At 43.7% G+C, this 15974-nt stretch carries 22 protein-coding genes; 8 read left to right on the top strand and 14 right to left on the bottom strand.

The genetic code is table 11. From position 1 onward, the window contains the following. Positions 1-6: 6 nt before the first annotated feature. Entirely contained in the window at positions 7-372 is a 366-nt protein-coding gene (locus MN199_RS00310) for a Na+/H+ antiporter subunit G (RefSeq protein ID WP_132581222.1), read from the top strand. 4 nt (positions 373-376) lie between these two features. Here MN199_RS00310 and MN199_RS00315 read toward each other — a convergent pair whose 3' ends face one another. From MN199_RS00315 to MN199_RS00365, 11 genes are read right to left on the bottom strand one after another with little or no spacing between them, the layout of a single operon-like run. Next, positions 377-646, bottom strand: coding sequence for an HPr family phosphocarrier protein (locus MN199_RS00315; protein ID WP_335738042.1), 270 nt, complete (start codon positions 644-646; stop codon positions 377-379). After that, complete coding sequence (gene rapZ, locus MN199_RS00320; RefSeq protein WP_335738043.1) at positions 643-1512, bottom strand: RNase adapter RapZ; 870 nt, start codon at positions 1510-1512, stop codon at positions 643-645. The genes MN199_RS00315 and rapZ overlap by 4 nt, the downstream gene beginning before the upstream one ends. Next, the gene (gene ptsN, locus MN199_RS00325) at positions 1509-1982 is read right to left on the bottom strand and encodes a PTS IIA-like nitrogen regulatory protein PtsN (protein ID WP_132581228.1); all 474 of its coding nucleotides are present in this window, start codon (positions 1980-1982) and stop codon (positions 1509-1511) included. The genes rapZ and ptsN overlap by 4 nt, the downstream gene beginning before the upstream one ends. A 7-nt stretch (positions 1983-1989) precedes the next feature. Further along, a complete protein-coding gene (gene hpf / locus MN199_RS00330) occupies positions 1990-2277 on the bottom strand; it encodes a ribosome hibernation-promoting factor, HPF/YfiA family (protein ID WP_132581230.1) in 288 nt (95 codons plus the stop codon). A 27-nt stretch (positions 2278-2304) separates the two neighbouring features. Next, complete coding sequence (locus MN199_RS00335; protein ID WP_335738044.1) at positions 2305-3792, bottom strand: RNA polymerase factor sigma-54; 1488 nt, start codon at positions 3790-3792, stop codon at positions 2305-2307. 49 nt (positions 3793-3841) lie between these two features. Further along, the gene (gene lptB / locus MN199_RS00340; protein WP_132581234.1) at positions 3842-4564 is read right to left on the bottom strand and encodes an LPS export ABC transporter ATP-binding protein; all 723 of its coding nucleotides are present in this window, start codon (positions 4562-4564) and stop codon (positions 3842-3844) included. Beyond that, positions 4561-5046 (bottom strand): lipopolysaccharide transport periplasmic protein LptA, encoded by a 486-nt coding sequence (gene lptA / locus MN199_RS00345; protein ID WP_335738045.1) that lies wholly within the window; start codon positions 5044-5046, stop codon positions 4561-4563. The genes lptB and lptA overlap by 4 nt, the downstream gene beginning before the upstream one ends. Beyond that, entirely contained in the window at positions 5036-5590 is a 555-nt protein-coding gene (gene lptC, locus MN199_RS00350; RefSeq protein ID WP_132581238.1) for an LPS export ABC transporter periplasmic protein LptC, read from the bottom strand. Before lptC ends, lptA begins: the two co-directional genes overlap by 11 nt. Beyond that, positions 5587-6141 carry a 3-deoxy-manno-octulosonate-8-phosphatase KdsC gene (kdsC, locus tag MN199_RS00355; protein WP_132581240.1) on the bottom strand — a complete coding sequence of 185 codons (555 nt, stop codon included), beginning with the start codon at positions 6139-6141 and terminating at the stop codon, positions 5587-5589. Before kdsC ends, lptC begins: the two co-directional genes overlap by 4 nt. Further along, a complete protein-coding gene (locus MN199_RS00360) occupies positions 6142-7110 on the bottom strand; it encodes a KpsF/GutQ family sugar-phosphate isomerase (RefSeq protein WP_335738046.1) in 969 nt (322 codons plus the stop codon). It abuts the gene before it with no gap. 16 nt (positions 7111-7126) lie between these two features. Next, entirely contained in the window at positions 7127-8110 is a 984-nt protein-coding gene (locus MN199_RS00365) for a calcium/sodium antiporter (RefSeq protein WP_335738047.1), read from the bottom strand. 254 nt (positions 8111-8364) lie between these two features. On the opposite strand from MN199_RS00365, the gene mlaF reads away from it, so the two are divergent. From mlaF to murA, 7 genes are read left to right on the top strand one after another with little or no spacing between them, the layout of a single operon-like run. Further along, on the top strand, positions 8365-9168 hold the full coding sequence (mlaF, locus tag MN199_RS00370; RefSeq protein WP_132581246.1) for a phospholipid ABC transporter ATP-binding protein MlaF: 804 nt from the start codon (positions 8365-8367) through the stop codon (positions 9166-9168). Beyond that, positions 9165-9947, top strand: a complete 783-nt coding sequence (mlaE, locus tag MN199_RS00375) for a lipid asymmetry maintenance ABC transporter permease subunit MlaE (RefSeq protein WP_132581248.1) — start codon at positions 9165-9167, stop codon at positions 9945-9947. The genes mlaF and mlaE overlap by 4 nt, the downstream gene beginning before the upstream one ends. 1 nt (position 9948) lies before the next feature. After that, a complete protein-coding gene (gene mlaD, locus MN199_RS00380) occupies positions 9949-10413 on the top strand; it encodes an outer membrane lipid asymmetry maintenance protein MlaD (protein WP_335738048.1) in 465 nt (154 codons plus the stop codon). Positions 10414-10415: 2 nt separating this feature from the next. Next, positions 10416-11066, top strand: coding sequence for an MlaC/ttg2D family ABC transporter substrate-binding protein (locus MN199_RS00385; RefSeq protein ID WP_335738049.1), 651 nt, complete (start codon positions 10416-10418; stop codon positions 11064-11066). After that, the gene (locus MN199_RS00390) at positions 11063-11356 is read left to right on the top strand and encodes an STAS domain-containing protein (protein ID WP_335738050.1); all 294 of its coding nucleotides are present in this window, start codon (positions 11063-11065) and stop codon (positions 11354-11356) included. The genes MN199_RS00385 and MN199_RS00390 overlap by 4 nt, the downstream gene beginning before the upstream one ends. Before the next feature lie 9 nt (positions 11357-11365). Beyond that, positions 11366-11623 (top strand): BolA family protein, encoded by a 258-nt coding sequence (locus MN199_RS00395; RefSeq protein WP_335738051.1) that lies wholly within the window; start codon positions 11366-11368, stop codon positions 11621-11623. 6 nt (positions 11624-11629) lie between these two features. Further along, entirely contained in the window at positions 11630-12889 is a 1260-nt protein-coding gene (murA, locus tag MN199_RS00400) for a UDP-N-acetylglucosamine 1-carboxyvinyltransferase (protein ID WP_132581258.1), read from the top strand. Between the two features lie 10 nt (positions 12890-12899). On the opposite strand, the gene MN199_RS00405 is transcribed toward murA, so the two are convergent. The 3 genes from MN199_RS00405 to MN199_RS00415 all read right to left on the bottom strand — a co-directional run bounded on the left by MN199_RS00405 (position 12900) and on the right by MN199_RS00415 (position 15965). Next, a complete protein-coding gene (locus MN199_RS00405) occupies positions 12900-13922 on the bottom strand; it encodes a trypsin-like peptidase domain-containing protein (protein ID WP_243695537.1) in 1023 nt (340 codons plus the stop codon). A 153-nt stretch (positions 13923-14075) separates the two neighbouring features. Continuing rightward, positions 14076-15428 carry a DegQ family serine endoprotease gene (locus MN199_RS00410; RefSeq protein WP_132581262.1) on the bottom strand — a complete coding sequence of 451 codons (1353 nt, stop codon included), beginning with the start codon at positions 15426-15428 and terminating at the stop codon, positions 14076-14078. 87 nt (positions 15429-15515) lie between these two features. Further along, positions 15516-15965: a Z-ring associated ZapG family protein gene (locus MN199_RS00415; RefSeq protein WP_132581264.1), complete on the bottom strand. Its 450-nt coding sequence runs from the start codon at positions 15963-15965 to the stop codon at positions 15516-15518. Positions 15966-15974 lie beyond the last annotated feature (9 nt).

Consider the following 15974-nt stretch of genomic DNA (forward strand, 5'->3'; position numbering starts at 1 on the left):
GCAACTATGCAGCATTGGCTTGAGTGGGTTATTGCGTTTTTTTTATTATTAGGTGGTAGCTTTGTTTTAATTGGCTCTATTGGTTTAGCGCGGATGCCTGATTTTTTTATGCGCCTGCATGGGCCTACTAAAGCCACAACTTTGGGGATGGGGGGGATTTTACTTGGCTCGATATTGTTTTTTAGCTTAACTGGCGTAGTAAGCTTGCACGAGCTATTAATAACAATATTTTTGCTAATTACGGCGCCTATTAGCGCACACATGCTCATTAAGGCAGCATTACATCACAAGTTAGCGGCGATTGAAAAAACTCAAGGAATGAACAATATTCCACCGGCGCAAACTAAAACTCACGACCGTAATTCTCAGTAATAGCTTAGTTTTCGTCAAAACCGTTGTTAATCAGATCAACCACCGCGCAAAGTGCTTGCTCGGCATCTTTACCTTCTGTGTGTACTTCTAGGGTTTTACCTTTGCTGCTTGCCAGCATTAGCAATGCCAGCACACTGCTGGCATTGGCAGTTTTATCGTCTTGCACCAACTCAATACTTGATACAAATTGCTGGCAAAGCTGTACTAGCTTTGTCGCAGCTCGAGCGTGTAAGCCTAACTGATTAACAATGGTAACGGTTTGGCTGCATTTCATGTATTACCGTTTTTGTTATGGTGCCGCACTAATTCACGGTGCCGCAGTTGTACATCGTCACGCGAACTACGGAAGCTTTCGGCTAAACATTCAACCATATACACAGAGCGGTGTTGCCCGCCGGTGCAGCCAATAGCAATAGTAAGGTAGCTGCGATTATTGCGCTCTAGGTGCGGTAACCAGGTGCTAATAAAGCTATTAATTTGCCAGATATATTTACCAACGATAGGTTGAGCAGCAAGGTAATCTTTTACTGGCTGATCTTGTCCGGTTAAGGGTTTTAAATTGGGTTCCCAGTGTGGGTTAGGTAAAAACCGAGCATCAAACATAAAATCTGCGTCTTTGGGTATGCCGTATTTAAAACCAAAAGATTCAAACAAAATAACTAATCTACCGGTTTTTTGGCCTAAAATTCGCTCTCGCAGCTGCTCCGCCAACTGATGAATATTCAGCTCGGTGGTATCTATATATAAATCAGCACGGCTAGAAATAGGGTCAAGTAAATGCTGTTCACGAGAAATGGCTTCATCTAACGACATTGCTTGATGTGACAAAGGATGTAAGCGACGTGTTTCGCTAAAGCGCTTAATTAGGCTGGAATGATCGGCGTCTAAATATAAAATGGTTAGATCAAGTTTGCGTGGTAAATATGACAGTATTTCGGCTAATTCGTCTGGATCTTCTGGCAGGTTGCGTACGTCAATACTTACCGCAACGCGTTCATACTGCCCCATCACTGTGGTGGCTAATGTTGGTAATAAATTCACAGGAATATTATCAACACAGTAGTAGCCTAAATCTTCCATTACGCGCAGTGCAACTGACTTCCCTGAACCGGAACGACCGCTGACAACTAGTAATTTCATTTTGCTATTTCCGTTGCACTATAATCGAGTAACAATTGATACAGCTGCTGATTGGTCTCTGCGTGCCGTATTTTTCGGGTAAAGTCTTTTTGGCTAAACATTTTTGCCATGCTAGCTAATGTACTTAGGTGCGCTTGACATTGATCTTCGGGAATTAGCATGGCACAGAATATATCTACTGGTTGATTATCAATAGCATCAAACGCTATGGCTTCTTTGCTTACTACGAACACTAAAATAGGCTTAGTGACTACTTTTAGTTTTCCGTGTGGAATTGCAATGCCGCCGCCTATACCCGTAGAGCCGAGCTTTTCTCGTGTCATTAGCGCTTCAAGAATGCTGTATTCTGATATATCAGGTAACTGCTGATGTGCCAGCTCGGCGATGTATTCAAGAATACGTTTTTTGCTGTTAAAAAGAACTGCACTTTTAGTGCAGTTCTCGGTAAGCATTGAAGTTAAGTTCATCATCTTCTAATTAATGTCGTGCAGTCTTTTCTTTATGCTTAATTACCTGGCGATCTAATTTGTCGATCAACAGGTCAATTGCAGCATACATATTCTCGTCTTCTGCTACTGCAAATACTTCAGCGCCATTTAGCAGTAACTTAGATTCGGCGATATGTTTCAATTTTTCCACGTTTAGAGTCACGTGTACATTGTTTATCTGGTCAAAATGCCGTTCTAGCTTTGCAAATTTAGTATCAACGTATTGTTTTATAGCTGTTGTAATTTCAACATGACGACCAGTTAACGTGATTTGCATAGACATGTTCCTTCTTTTGGGCTTAATTTACAGCAACGTTTTGCGTTGATTTGAGGGAGGTATATACAGTGATTCGCGGTACTTTGCAATTGTACGGCGGGCCACATTAATACCCTGTTCTAACAGAATGTCCGCCATTTTGCTATCGCTAAGTGGCTTAGTTGGGTTTTCTGCAGCGACTAACTTTTTGATAAAGGCTCGAATGGCTGTAGATGAACATTCACCTCCCGTTTCTGTGCTTACATGGCTAGAAAAAAAGAATTTTAGTTCAAAAATGCCCCTAGGTGTGTGCATATACTTTTGGGTGGTTACGCGCGAAATTGTTGATTCATGCATACCTACCATTTCAGCAACATCATTTAACACCATAGGTTTCATTGCCTCTTCGCCGTGCTCAAAAAACGCTTGTTGCTGCTGTACAATACAGTTTGATACCTTTAATAAGGTTTCGTTACGACTTTCTAAACTTTTTAAAAACCACTTGGCTTCTTGTAAATGCGAGCGAATAAATTGAGTATCGGCGCTATTTTTTGCAGTACGCGACATTGACGCATATTGTTGATTGATACGTACTTTGGGCATTGCATCTGGATTAAGTTCAACTTGCCAGCGGCCTTTAACCTTAGTTACGCTAACATCAGGAATAACATACTGTTGTTCTTCACGAATGACATCAGCACCCGGCCGAGGGTTTAAACTTTGTATCAGCTGCATAACCTCTTTTAATTCGTCCTCTTTGAGTTTAGTCACTCGCATTAAAGAACGAAAGTCGCGATTGGCTAAAAACTCAGTATGCTCTCGAATCATACTTTGCGCTTCGGCTAAATAGGGCGTGTCTGCTGAAAATTGGCGCAGTTGCACCAGTAAACATTCTTGCACTGAGCGTGCGCCAACACCGATAGGGTCAAATAACTGAATACGTTTTATCACCGCTTCAACTTCGTCAGCTTCAACGTAGTCTAAGCCAAGCGACTCAAGAATGTCGTCACAACTAATGGTTAATAAGCCATTGCCATCGATAGCTTCAATAATAACTTCGGCAATAATGCGATCGGTCGCGGAAAATGGGGTTAACTGCATTTGCCAGCGCAGATAGTCTTGCAGTGTTTCAGTGGTTTCGCCTTGATATACTAGATCTTCTTCACCACTGCTATTACCTGCCGTAACTGGCGCTGCGCTTACTAGGTCATCCCAATTATTGTCGAGCGGCAAATCTTCCTGAATATTTTGCTCAGTCATGGATTCGCTGCTGTCGGGCTCTGATGGCTCATAGTTTTCATCAGACGCGTACTCAGCCTCGTAGTTACTGTGTTCTGAGGTGTCTGATGCGTCTTTGGGATCGGCAGAAAAACTGTCGTACTCGTCTTCTGCTTCTAGCAGTGGGTTAGCATCCAGCGCTTCCTGAATTTCTTGTTGCAACTCAATGGTCGACAACTGTAACAAGCGTATAGCTTGCTGTAGCTGCGGTGTCATGGTGAGTTGCTGTCCTAAGCGAAGTTGCAAAGAGGGCTTCATCTACTTCTACCGTTATCCTGAATGATCCGCTGCAATGGTTTTTTATTTACTATAGCCTGAATTGCTCGCCGAGGTATACATCGCGTACCTTCTGATTTGCTAGTACGTCTTGTGGTGAGCCTGACGCTATCAGTTCTCCATGACTAACAATATAGGCAATTTCACAGACATCAAGGGTTTCGCGCACATTATGGTCGGTGATAAGTACTCCGATACCGCGTTGGCCAAGATGCTGAATTATCTTTTTGATATCTAACACGGATATTGGGTCAACGCCAGCAAAGGGCTCGTCAAGTAAAATAAATGCTGGGTTAGCGGCGAGTGCTCTGGCAATTTCTACGCGTCGGCGTTCACCGCCAGACAAGCTCATACCTAGGCTATGTTTAATATGGCCAATGTGAAATTCTTCTAATAAATCGTCTGCGATTTCCGCTCTTTTGGCATTATTTAGCTCTTTTCGGGTTTGTAGAATTGCCAGTAAGTTGTCATACACCGATAGTTTGCGAAAAATAGAACTTTCTTGGGGTAAATAACCAATACCTTGGCGAGCACGAGCATGCATAGGGTCAAAGGTTATGTCCTTATCGTTTAGGATAATATGACCTTTATCTGATGGCACCAGACCAACAATCATATAAAATGTTGTGGTTTTACCTGCACCATTTGGGCCTAACAGCCCAACAATTTGGCCCGCGCTTACTTCTAAGCTAACATCTTTTACGACCTGTCGACCCTTGTAGCTTTTGGCTAGATGTGATGCAACTAACTTCATGGGTTGTTTTTTTCCTCAGGGGTAAAAATAGTGGTAACACGCTTAGTCTTGTCACTTTCGGCGCTTAATTGCTGTTTTTCGACGTTATATTTAATGCTAGAGGCTTTAACAACGCTGCCGCTTTGTGTCAGTTCGGCGTCTCCGGTTAGCGTTAATGTACGGCTTAAGGGTTCATAGCGCATTTCAAGAGCTTGTGCTGTTACCGTTTTCCCATCTGCTTGCATCTGCGAATAAGTTACCGGCTTACCTGTGGCCAGATAAATTTCCTTACCTTTACCGGCTCGGGCATTAATTTCTAGCTGGTCGGCCTTCATCTGCATCGAACCTTGAGTAATAACAACGTTGCTACGGTAGGTAAGTACGTTTTCTTCAACTGATACCAGGTTATCTGCGTCTATTTGAATTTTTTGTGTGTAATCGGGTGCCGCGGCCATTAAGCTTGAGCTGCATAGCAGTAAAACAAACATAAAATTAGTCTTCATTGTCATATACCGTTTGCTCATGTTGTACCAATTGGAATGTTTTTGTTGTTAAGTCAGCTTTAATGCCGCTGCCTTTGATATAGAAACCCTTGCCACTAATTAATACTGGCTGATTATTTTGTAATCGATTATCAGGAAACAGCATTTCTAAGCTCTCGGTTTCGATATGCTCGATTAATTCATCGTGCTGTAGGCTGTCAATTTTTACTTGTTGTTCTAAAATGATTTTATCCTGAGGGAACCACACCGCATACTGGCTACTGCCTTGCCATATTGGCTGATGTTGTTCGTTATACAGGGTATATACTGGCTTTTCAAATTGGGTGAAACCTAGTAGCTCAAAATGCTCTAAGCGCTTTGCGCTAATACTATCAACCAAATAACCGTCGCTGTTAAAAATACGCCGAGTAACATTTTGTGCTACGTAATCGGGTAGTAATTCCTGATCCGTTTGTAACGCATTGTTGTTGTCAGCAGGCTCAAACCATAAATAGGCTGCGGTACCTGTGAGTATAATAATTAGTAAAGTAAATAACTTTCTCATGCGCTGCTACCATCAAACAAGCCAAATTTGTGCTGACTAATAAGTAATAGATCGCATAACTCACGCACTGCACCGTAACCACCATTAAGACTGGTAACAAAATGTGATTGTTGCACTAAGTACGGGTGTGCATCTTTTACTGATACCGCTAAGCCACAGTGTTGCATTACCATCCAATCTGCTAAGTCGTCTCCGATGTAGGCAATTTGCGTTGGTATAAGTTGCAGTTGTTGTTGTAATTGAGTAAACGCGGCGAGTTTATTTTCTTGGCCTTGATAAATGTAGGGCACAGTTAATGAGGTCATACGCTGTTGCACTATGATTGAATTACGGCCAGTAATAACGGCCACTTCAATACCTGCTTGGCGCAGTGCTTTAATGCCATAACCGTCGCGGGTATGAAACGCTTTTAGCTCTTCGCCGTTATTGCCAAGGTAAATGCGACCATCAGAGAAAACCCCGTCGACGTCACAAATAAGCAGTTTAATTGCGCTTGCCTTGGTTAATATATCTGCGGAAACAGGCTGGTAGAGCTGGCTAAATAAACTCATTTATAGCACTCCGGCACGCAGTAAGTCGTGCATATTCATGGCGCCAACCGGTTTGCCATCGGCATCAACAATAATTAAGCCGTTCACTTTCTTTTGTTGCATAATTTGTAGTGCTTCAGCAGCAAGCTGCTGCGCGGTGGCGGTAATGCAACGAGCTGTCATGACTTCTGCTATTAAGCTGCTGTGAATGTCGTAGCGCTGGTCTAGAATGCGACGTAAATCACCATCCGTAAACACCCCAGCCATTTTTCCGCGCTCGTCAACAATGGCGGTCATGCCCAAACCTTTTTTCGATATTTCAAGTAATGCGTCTTTTATAGTTGCCGTTTTAGCTACTACCGGCATCAACTCGCCGCTATGCATAATGTCTTCTAAACGCAGTAGCAACTTGCGGCCCAAACTACCGCCGGGATGCGATAGCGCAAAATCGTCAGCGGAAAAGCCTCTGGCATCAAGTAGGGCAACAGCAAGCGCATCGCCCATAACTAAGGTTGCGGTAGTGCTCGCGGTAGGCGCTAAGCCCAATGGGCAAGCCTCTTGCTCTACTTTTACACAAAGATGCGCATCAGCTAGTTTTGCTAAAGTTGAACTGGGGTTGCCGGTCATGGCAATAAGCTTAATGCCAAGACGTTTGATTACGGGGGTAATGGTTAATACTTCGCCAGTTTCGCCAGAGTTTGAAATAGCAATGACGATATCGTCTTTTGACAACATACCTAAGTCACCATGGCTGGCTTCACCGGGATGAACAAAAAAAGCGGGTGTTCCTGTAGAGGCCAAGGTCGCCGCAATTTTACTGCCAATATGGCCAGATTTTCCCATACCTGTAACAATGATTTTACCCTTGCTGTCGAAAATAAGCTGACATGCCAAGTTAAAGTTAGTGTCTAAGTATTGGCTTAGCTGCTCTATTGCTGCGGCTTCAATTCTAATTACTTCGGCTGCGCGCTTACGAAAATCAATGCTCATATCTATATCCTAGCGATCAGAGTGTGGGAGAGGTAAAAAGCATATATTGATAGGCAATAAACCCGCACAGTAACAATACACCTTCAATTCGGTTAATACGTTGCACTTTTCCTAATCGTAACGACATTAACAGCATTACAACCGTAGCACCGATCATGACGTAGCTGTCTCGGCTGCCGGCCATTGGATCTAAGGTGCCTGGGCCAATTACGGCACCAAGCCCCAATACGGCTAGAATATTAAAGATATTTGAACCAATAATATTACCCAGTGCTAAATCATCTTCACCTTTTAAAATAGCAATTACACTAGCCGCAAGCTCAGGCAAGCTGGTGCCCACTGCGATAATAGTTAAACCAATAACTAAATCGCTTAAACCAGCATAGCGGGCAATAGTCACTGCCCCGTGTACTAATAGCTGTGAGCTAGCGAGTAACAGTATCAGGCCAACGCCAACCCACACTAACGCCCGAACTAATGAAACGGGTTCATGTTCAGCTGCGTCATTATTAATTTCTGCAATAAGAGGGTCGTCAGTTTTTGCATTTTTACCCCAATAAACTAATAAAGCTAAAAATCCGATAAAAGCGACGAGTAAAATTACACCTTCGGTGCGCGTTAAGTCGCTATCGCTAATAAAGTAATAGCCCAATAACAGGCATGCTAATAACAGTGGGTATTCGCGTTTTAATGTGGTTGATGATACGGCAATAGGTTTTAACAATGCGGCGACACCAATAACAAGCAAAATATTAGTAATATTAGAGCCAAGCGCATTGCCTACGGAGGTATCAAGCATACCCTGCCAAGCTGCGCTGGCTGAAACGAGCATTTCTGGCGCCGACGAGCCCATTGCAACAATAGTTAGGCCAATAATCATTGGCGAAATGCCAGCGGAACGTGCGACGGACGACGCGCCGAAAACAAAACGGTCTGCGCTCCAGATTAATAACACGAGGCCAACCAGAACGAAAATTATGGCTAATAACAACGGTGACAAAATTTTTCCTTAGCAGAAAATAGATAACAGCAATTATTTTCCAGCTTATTGGCAACAAATGCAAAAAAAAGCTGCCACTTTGGCAAAGTATCTATTTTTTCGCATAGTTAGTTACGGTTTTTGGTAACGACTTTAGTGGCAAAGCCGTTTACAATAATACAACTTTGTCGGCAGTATAATTGAAAACATACAAATATGTATGTATATTGCGAAGCGGTTTCAGTAAAGCCTTTAGGTGGGCAAAGAGAGCTAATTTGTCAGAGATATTAATAGACATACAGCAGCTGAGTTTCAGTCGCGGTGAACGTGTTATTTATCATGATATGAATATGCAGTTTGCCCGCGGCAAGGTTACCGCCATTATGGGGCCAAGCGGCATTGGTAAAACTACGCTATTGCGCTTAATTGGTGGCCAGTTAAAACCCGATAGCGGTAAGATATTATTTGATGGCGCTAATATACCTACACTATCTCGCAGCGCGCTGTACCAAGAGCGTAAACGCATGAGTATGCTGTTTCAAAGTGGTGCACTGTTCACTGATATGACGGTATTTGATAATATTGCCTTTCCAATCCGAGAGCACACGCGCCTACCGGAATCTCTTATTCGACTTATTGTTTTAATGAAATTAGAAGCCGTTGGTTTGCGTGGTGCACGAGATATGATGCCAGCCGAATTGTCTGGCGGTATGGCACGACGAGCCGCATTAGCCAGAGCCATTGCGTTAGACCCAGAATTAATTCTGTACGACGAGCCGTTTGCTGGCCAAGACCCCATATCAATGGGGGTAATTGTAAGGCTAATACGCTCTTTAAATGATGCGCTTGGCTTAACCTCGATTGTGGTATCACACGATGTTAATGAAATAATGAGCATTGCTGATTACGTTTATGTGATCGCCGAAAAAACCGTAATTGGCCATGGAACACCGCAGCAATTACGTGAAAGCGCGTCGGCATTAGTGCAGCAGTTTTTAAAAGGCGAGGCAGATGGTCCGGTACCGTTTCATTATAAAGCTGCACCTTATGAGCAAGAGTTATTGGAGTTGGCCCGGTGATAGCAGATAAATTACAGCAACTAGGGGCGGCAACATTTAAAAGCATTACGGGGTTTGGTCGGGCCGGCATTATGTTGTTTGGTGCTTTGGTTGGTAAACCTAATTTTCGTAAAGGTTTTCCGCTACTGATTAAACAACTATATGTTATTGGTGTTTTGTCATTGTTAATTATTTTGGTATCAGGGCTGTTTATCGGCATGGTGCTATCGTTGCAAGGCTACACGGTATTAATTAAATTTGGCGCTGAACAAATGCTTGGCCCTTTAGTGGCTTTAAGCTTGTTACGCGAACTTGGGCCAGTAGTTGCGGCGCTGTTGTTTGCCGGTAGAGCCGGTAGTGCGCTTACTGCTGAAATTGGCTTGATGAAAGCGACTGAGCAGTTGTCTAGCTTAGAGATGATGGCGGTTGACCCTTTACGCCGCATTATCGCACCGCGCTTTTGGGCTGGTGTAATTAGCTTGCCCTTACTGGCACTTATTTTTACTGCGGTGGGTATTTTAGGTGGTCACTTAGTAGGTGTTGATTGGCTAGGTGTCGATGGCGGTGGTTTTTGGGCGGCAATGCAAGCCAACGTTGATTTATATGAAGATGTATTTAACGGTATGATTAAAAGTGTGGTATTTGCTTTTATTGTGATTTGGATTGCTTTACACAAAGGCTATGACGCCGTGCCAACCTCTGAGGGTATTAGCACAGCAACAACACAAACTGTAGTAACTGCATCTTTAGCTGTACTAGGGTTTGACTTTATTTTAACTGCAATAATGTTTGGTGGATAGCATGCCAGGGCGCAAAATTGAAATTCTAGTTGGTGGTTTTATCGTATTAGCCTTAGCAGCATTTTTAATGTTGGCGTTAAAGGTAGCGAATAGTGGCGTTGGGGTAAGTAGTGAAACCTATACTCTAAAAGCTAAATTTGAAAACGTTGGTGGTTTAAAAGTGCGATCGCCAGTGAAGGTAGGTGGTGTGGTTGTTGGTCGGGTTACTGCGATTGAATTAGACACAACGTATTACACGCCAGTTGTCAGCTTGGCCATTAACGCTAGCTACAATAATTTTCCAGAAACCAGCAGCTTGGCAATTCTGACCTCAGGTTTGTTAGGTGAGCAATACTTAGGGTTACAGCCAGGTTTTATTGATGAAACTGTTGAAATTTTAGGTAACGGCGACTATATCGAAGATACCAAATCAGCTTTGGTGTTAGAAGAATTGATTGGTCAGTTTTTATTTAACCGCGGGAATTAATTATGAAATTATCTACTTTTCTTCTAGCCGCCTTATTAATGTTCAGTTTTTCGCTAAAAGCGGCTACTGAAACTGCAACCTATACTGACCCGTATAAAATGATGGAAGTACTGGCTGATAATACGTTTAGCCGTATTGCCAAAGAGCAGAGCAATATTGCTGCAGACCCAGAGGTGTTGCGAGTTATTGTTAACGATGAATTAGTGCCTTACATTGACAGTCGTTATGCCGCGCTGCGCGTTATTGGTAATAGCGCCGATCTGAAAAAAGTTCCTCGTGAAGATATACTCGCCTTTGTTGACGCATTCCAAAATTACATGGTGGCCACCTACGCTGGTGTTTTTACGCAGTATCGTGACCAAAAAGTGATTATAGAGCCTGGCGCTGGCGGTTTAGAAGAACAGAAAATTATTACGGTCAGAACGCGAGTCATAGACCCTGGCAAGCCAGATATAAAAATTGATTTTAAATTACGTCGAGGCAAAGATTCAGAGACTTGGTTGGTGTTTGATATGGTAGCTGAAGGCATTTCTCTACTTGATAGTAAAAGGGCAGAGTTAGGTAACCTGATCCGCCAGCAGGGCTTAGTTAGTGTAACTAATCTGTTGCGAGAAAAAGCCAAGGCGCCAATCACCTTGCCGGAGGCGAAGTGATACTAAGTATCGAACTACGCGGTGACACTTTACATTTTACCGGTATGTTAAATCGTGATACGTTAATGCTGCATTCACCGTTTAAGCTATTAAATAACGTTTCTGGTGCGGTAAATTTTGATTTTACAGCACTGGAGAATATAGATACTGCGGGTTTAGCGTGGTTACTACAGCAGTTAACTAGGGCTAAAGAGCGCGGGTTGTCGATAGCATTATGTAATGTGCCAAAGCAACTGTTATCATTAGCCGAAGTTACGGCGGTGCGACCGCTATTGCCAATTAGTAATTAAGGTTTCATTTTGGATATCAAGCAAATAGAGCAGCTGCTGTTAGAGCAATTGCAATTAACAGAAGTTAGAGTTGGTATGGACGGTACGCACTACGCTGTTACAGCGGTTGGTGACTGTTTTGCCGGCGTTAGCCGAGTTAAGCAACAACAAATGATTTATGCGCCACTTATGAGCGCTATTGCCGATGGCTCAATTCATGCCGTCAGCATTAAGACCTTTACGCCTGAACAATGGCGTAGAGAAAAACTTTTTAATCCTCCGATGTAGTATTTTATGCAGCAATTTCTTGTTACAGGTGGCAAGCCGTTACATGGTGATGTAATTATCTCCGGGGCTAAAAATGCTGCTCTTCCTATATTATTTGCTAGTTTGCTGTCGGAAAAGCCGACTGTAATTAGCAATGTTCCGCAATTAAAAGACATAGAAACCACGCTTAAGCTATTAGAGCTGTTTGGTGCGCAAGTAAGTTTTACGGATAACGTAGTGCAGGTGGATGCAGGTAAGGTATCTAACCAGTTTGCGCCCTACGAACTAGTAAAAACTATGCGCGCTTCTATTTTGGCGTTAGGCCCGTTATTAAGCCGGTTTGGTCAGGCTGAGGTATCGTTGCCTGGTGGTTGTGCTATTGGCGCCCGGCCAGTTAATTTACATATTGATGGTTTGCGCAAAATGGGCGCAGAAATAGTTGTCGAAAATGGCTACATTAAAGCCAAAGCCTCACGGCTTAAAGGCGCACATATCATTATGGATATGGTAAGTGTAACCGGCACAGAAAATTTGATGATGGCGGCAGTGCTAGCCGATGGCATTACCACTATCGACAATGCTGCTCGTGAACCTGAAGTGGTCGACTTAGCTATTTATCTTAATACCATGGGCGCGAACATTACTGGTGCTGGTACCGACAGTATTGTTATTGAAGGTGTATTGGCGCTGAAAGGTGGTAATCATAACGTTCTACCCGACAGAATAGAAACGGGTACGTTTTTAGTAGCCGCAGCAGTGAGTGGCGGTGATGTAACTTGCCGTAATACGGATCCGGCTGAGCTTGAAGCTGTGCTAGAAAAGTTACGTGAAGCAGGTGTTGATGTTACTACTGGTCCAGATTGGATCCGAGCGAATATGGTAGGCCGCCAGCTAAAAGCGGTAAAAGTAAAAACAGTGCCACATCCGGGTTTTCCAACGGACATGCAAGCTCAGTTCACGGTATTAAACGTGGTAGCTGAAGGTGTGGGTTTTGTTACTGAAACCATTTTCGAAAACCGTTTTATGCACGTACCAGAGCTACAGCGTATGGGGGCAAAAATAAGTTTAGAAGGCAACACCGCCGTATGCCAACACACTGAACAGCTTATGGCTGCACAGGTAATGGCTACAGATTTGCGCGCATCGGCAAGTTTGGTTATTGCTGGGCTTGTGGCAACAGGTGTTACAGTAGTAGACCGTATATACCATATTGATCGTGGTTATGAACGTATAGAAGATAAGCTGAAACGGCTTGGTGCAAATATAGAACGTATTGACGCGGTGTAAGCCGCGTTTTTTATCGTCTTAGTTCTTTAGTTATTGCATCTACGATTAGCTGTTGCCCATTGCGGTTAATCGTAAGAGCTAACGTACTATTGGGTTCTGTTTCTGCAATCATATTTAGTGCTTGTTGTATGCTATCAAAATGCTTACCGTTTATTTCAAGTAAGATATCACCTACTTTTAAGCCTGCATCTGCGGCTGGGCCATTAGCATTTACTGCACTTATGCTTAGGCCATACAGTGGTTGGCCCGTTGAGATTAATCGCTCACCAGCCGCATTAACTACTGCATCTCCAGCAACACCAAGATGACTGCGGGTAACCTTGCCATGCTTAATGAGTTTTTGCATTACGTTAAGCGCTAGCTGATAAGGTATGGCAAAAAATATCCCTTGAATATCTTGGTTCTCTAGTTGGAATGCTGCGGCGTTAATGCCAACCAGTGTGCCATTACTGTTAACCAGTGCACCGCCAGAATTACCTTGGTTTATAGCAGCGTCCATCCGCATAAAATCAATATAGCCCCGTGAACTTAGCCCAGTGTTACCGTTAGCGCTAATAATACCTTGAGTGATAGTTTGGCCTAAGTTAAGAGGGTTACCTATGGCAAGTACAACATCACCCACTTGAGGTTCTAACTGCGGATCTTGTGGGATCACCGGTAAATTGTCGGCTTGCACATACAATACCGCAAGATCAGTTAGTTCATCTTGGCCGATTAACAGCGCTTCTAAGGTACGACCATCTTGCAGAGCGACTTCGATATAGTCAGCACCATACACAACATGAAAATTAGTTAAAATGTAGCCGTGTGCGCTCATAATAACGCCGGAGCCGAGCTCTTGTCTTTCAATAGTGCGCGGGCGAAGTGAACGCGGGTCAACCAAGGTACTGCGTGTATACACATTGACTACTGCTGGTGCTGCACGTCGCACGGCTTTGGCGTAACTTACAGGTTGATGCTCATTACCTGCTTCAGCACTACTAAACAGCGGAGCAGATAGATGACTTATCGAAGGAAAAAAGAACATTAGCATAAAAGCTAATGCCAAGCCGTAGATAATACTTTTAAGTAGGAAATACAGAAATTTAGCCACGGGTTTTGAAAGGTCTACAAAATACGGATTGTGCAAGCATAGCACTAATATAAGCTAAGCAGTAGCGCTAGGGCACTGCTTAGCTTAGTGTTATTAACGAATTAGTACGTATAAACTTGCATTACCGCGGCGGATATTTAATGCAGCAACACCCTCGCGGTTTTCCAGCATTTTGCGCAGCTCTGCCAAATTGGTTACCCGCTGCCGATTAATGCCGATAATAATATCGTCAGGCATTAAGCCAATTTGCGCTGCAGCAGAATTGTTAGCAACAGACTCAATTTTAACCCCACCGCCCTCGGCGTTAGACAGCTCTGCACCATCAAGCATTGGATGCATTTGGCTGGCAGCAACCTGAGTTGTTGATAGCTCTTTAAGTTTGATGGTTAGCGTACGTTCCTTGCCGTCACGTAATATACCAAACTTAGCTTCTCGGCCTGCGCCTAGTGTACCAACCTTTGCACGAAGCTCTTGAAACGAGCTGATTTTATTACCATTCATACTGATAATAACGTCACCCGACTCTAAGCCTCCTTCAGCCGCCGCGCTGTCGGCAATAACTTCGTTAACAAAGGCACCACGACTCACATTTAAGTGCATAGCTTCGGTTAGGTCGGAAGTAACATCTTGGCCGCGAATACCCAAACTGCCACGGCGAACTTCACCATGCTCAATAATTTGGTCAACTAGGTTTTTCATCATATTGGCTGGAATAGCAAAGCCAATACCGATATTGCCGCCATTTGGGCCCAAAATGGCCGTGTTAATACCTATCAGCTCGCCGTGAAGATTGACCAAAGCACCACCAGAGTTACCACTGTTAATGGCTGCGTCGGTTTGAATAAAGTCTTCAAAGCCTTCGATACCAAGGCCGCCACGACCTAAAGCGCTTATAATGCCTGAGGTAACGGTTTGCTCCAAGCCAAAGGGGTTACCAATTGCTACGGCAAAGTCGCCAACACGAGTTTTATCTGAGTCGGCAAGTTGGATCTGGGTTAGTTTTTTCGCTTCAATTCTTAGTAATGCAATATCAGTTTCTGGATCGGCACCAAGCTTGGTCGCTTTAAACGTGCGGCCATCTTTTAAGCGAACTTCAATGTCGGTTGCATCCTGGATAACGTGGTTATTGGTGACAATGTAGCCTTTATCAGCGTCAATTATTACGCCCGAGCCTAAACCTTTAAACGGCCGTTCTTCACGATATTCAGGCTGACCGCGTTGGCCAAAAAACTGACGAAATGCGTCAGGTAGGCGCTGGCGAACCTCGCGGCTACCTGCTACTGAAATGTGCACTACCGCTGGTGTGGTTTGCTCCAGCATAGGTGCTAGAGTTGGTATTTCTTGGGTATTGGAAAAGAATGGGATTCGAGCCTCTGCTGGAGCGGGTTGAGCTAGCAATAAACCCGCAGCAACAGCAGTAGCAAGCAATGATAACCTTTTGTTCATAGCATCTAAGTCTCCTGTTACAAGTTGCGCTTAAGAGTCGTAGATTAAAAAAAAAGTTCAGTACTTTTGTTCGGTTAATTAAACAAATTATTCAGTTTCTTTTATTGGCTTACTGGCTTTGATTAGGCCGCTAGCCCCGTCTGAGTAATCACGAGGCTGTTGTTCTGTTGCCGAGTGCACTCGACGTTTTTCATCTATTTGGTGAATAGACTGTCGAATATAAGCCGCAGCATCGCCAGTTAAATAGTTAATGTCAGGCCGAACTGATTCTGTTGGTCGCTCGACTAGTTGCATTTTAGAATCAGAAATATGGCGAGCAATACGGGCATAGTTATCTTGTAACTGCGTCATAAGGTGGTTTGTTGTTTCAAGATGGCTAGAAACGTCTTGCCGATACTGAACCAACTGCGCTTTGCTTTCGTTTAACTCAAGCTGCAGCTTGTGCTGGTTTAGCTGCTTTAAGGTTATTAGGCGAGCAACAACAGCACCAATAACTAAACCAGCGCCCAGCCAGGCGGCGGCATACATATAGTCCATAACAACTCC

The sequence above is a fragment of the Rheinheimera metallidurans genome, from assembly GCF_036983985.1.
Classification (GTDB): Bacteria; Pseudomonadota; Gammaproteobacteria; order Enterobacterales; family Alteromonadaceae; genus Alishewanella; species Alishewanella metallidurans.

Coding starts and splice junctions, on each gene's coding strand:
- MN199_RS00310 (WP_132581222.1), top strand. CDS start 7: ATGCAGCATTGGCTTGAGTGGGTTATTGCGTTTTTTTTATTATTAGGT.
- MN199_RS00315 (WP_335738042.1), bottom strand. CDS start 646: ATGAAATGCAGCCAAACCGTTACCATTGTTAATCAGTTAGGCTTACAC.
- rapZ (WP_335738043.1), bottom strand. CDS start 1,512: ATGAAATTACTAGTTGTCAGCGGTCGTTCCGGTTCAGGGAAGTCAGTT.
- ptsN (WP_132581228.1), bottom strand. CDS start 1,982: ATGATGAACTTAACTTCAATGCTTACCGAGAACTGCACTAAAAGTGCA.
- hpf (WP_132581230.1), bottom strand. CDS start 2,277: ATGCAAATCACGTTAACTGGTCGTCATGTTGAAATTACAACAGCTATA.
- MN199_RS00335 (WP_335738044.1), bottom strand. CDS start 3,792: ATGAAGCCCTCTTTGCAACTTCGCTTAGGACAGCAACTCACCATGACA.
- lptB (WP_132581234.1), bottom strand. CDS start 4,564: ATGAAGTTAGTTGCATCACATCTAGCCAAAAGCTACAAGGGTCGACAG.
- lptA (WP_335738045.1), bottom strand. CDS start 5,046: ATGAAGACTAATTTTATGTTTGTTTTACTGCTATGCAGCTCAAGCTTA.
- lptC (WP_132581238.1), bottom strand. CDS start 5,590: ATGAGAAAGTTATTTACTTTACTAATTATTATACTCACAGGTACCGCA.
- kdsC (WP_132581240.1), bottom strand. CDS start 6,141: ATGAGTTTATTTAGCCAGCTCTACCAGCCTGTTTCCGCAGATATATTA.
- MN199_RS00360 (WP_335738046.1), bottom strand. CDS start 7,110: ATGAGCATTGATTTTCGTAAGCGCGCAGCCGAAGTAATTAGAATTGAA.
- mlaD (WP_335738048.1), top strand. CDS start 9,949: ATGCCAGGGCGCAAAATTGAAATTCTAGTTGGTGGTTTTATCGTATTA.
- MN199_RS00385 (WP_335738049.1), top strand. CDS start 10,416: ATGAAATTATCTACTTTTCTTCTAGCCGCCTTATTAATGTTCAGTTTT.
- murA (WP_132581258.1), top strand. CDS start 11,630: ATGCAGCAATTTCTTGTTACAGGTGGCAAGCCGTTACATGGTGATGTA.
- MN199_RS00405 (WP_243695537.1), bottom strand. CDS start 13,922: ATGCTAATGTTCTTTTTTCCTTCGATAAGTCATCTATCTGCTCCGCTG.
- MN199_RS00410 (WP_132581262.1), bottom strand. CDS start 15,428: ATGAACAAAAGGTTATCATTGCTTGCTACTGCTGTTGCTGCGGGTTTA.
- MN199_RS00415 (WP_132581264.1), bottom strand. CDS start 15,965: ATGGACTATATGTATGCCGCCGCCTGGCTGGGCGCTGGTTTAGTTATT.